Annotated in this window: 1 protein-coding gene; it reads left to right on the top strand. The window is 69.5% G+C overall.

What is annotated here, in order from left to right:
• A partial coding sequence (locus tag ABD323_RS41525; RefSeq protein ID WP_344447271.1) for a condensation domain-containing protein occupies positions 1-1078 on the top strand: 1078 nt, incomplete at both ends.

Below are 1078 nucleotides of genomic sequence, written 5' to 3'. Positions count from 1 at the left end.
TGACGGTGAACGGGAAGCTGGACCGTAAGGCGCTGCCGGCGCCGGAGTACACCGCAACGGTCGGCCGGGGCCCGGCGACGCTACAGGAAGAGCTTCTCTGCACGATCTTCGCGGAATTCCTCGGCGTCGGTGCGGTCGGCGTCGACGACGACTTCTTCAAGCTTGGCGGGCACTCCCTGCTGGCCATCCGTCTGGTGAGCCGCGTTCGGGCGGCGCTCGGGGTGGAATTGCCGCTGCGTGCACTGTTCGAGGCGCCGACCGTGGCAAAGCTTGCCGCCATGACGTCCGGTGCGGATGAAGCCCGGGTGGCTTTGCGGGCCGGTGAGCGCCCCGAGCGACTCCCACTGTCGTTCGCGCAGCGTCGTCTCTGGTTCGTCGGGCAGTTGGAGGGCCCGAGCGACACCTACAACATGCCTGTCGCGCTCCGACTCTCGGGCGAGGTGGATGAGGCGGCGCTGGGGGCGGCCCTGCGGGATGTGCTGGGGCGGCACGAGGTGCTGCGCACGGTCTTCACCGCCGACGAGAGCGGCGAGCCCTACCAGCGGATCGTCCCGATCGAGGATCTGGCGTGGGAGCTGGAGACGTCTGAGGTCGCTCCGGCGGATCTGGCCGGCGTGATCGCCGAGGCGTCCCGGTGTGCGTTTGACCTGTCGACCCAGGTTCCGGTGAAGGCGTGGCTCTTCAGGGCCGAGGCCACTGAGTGTGTTCTGTTGCTGATGATCCATCACATAGCCACCGACGGCTGGTCCATGGGGCCGCTGGCGCGTGACATCTCGGCGGCTTATGCGGCGCGGCGTGAGGGCCGGGCGTCGGAGTGGGCTCCGTTGCCGGTGCAGTACGCGGACTACGCGCTGTGGCAGCGCGACCTGCTGGGCGACGAGCAGGACCCGGAGAGTCTGCTGTCGCGCCAGGTGGATTACTGGCGTGAGGCGTTGGAGGGGGCTCCGGAGGAGCTGGAGCTGCCGTTCGACCGGTCTCGTCCGGCGGTGGCGAGCTATCAGGGACACGGTGTGCCGCTGGAGGTGTCGGCCGAGGTCCACGCGCAGCTGGTGGGGTTGGCGCGGGCCGAGGGCGCGAC

It is taken from the genome of Kitasatospora nipponensis (genome assembly GCF_039528135.1).
GTDB lineage: Bacteria > Actinomycetota > Actinomycetes > Streptomycetales > Streptomycetaceae > Kitasatospora > Kitasatospora nipponensis.
This window is presented reverse-complemented; position numbering and strand designations above follow the sequence as displayed.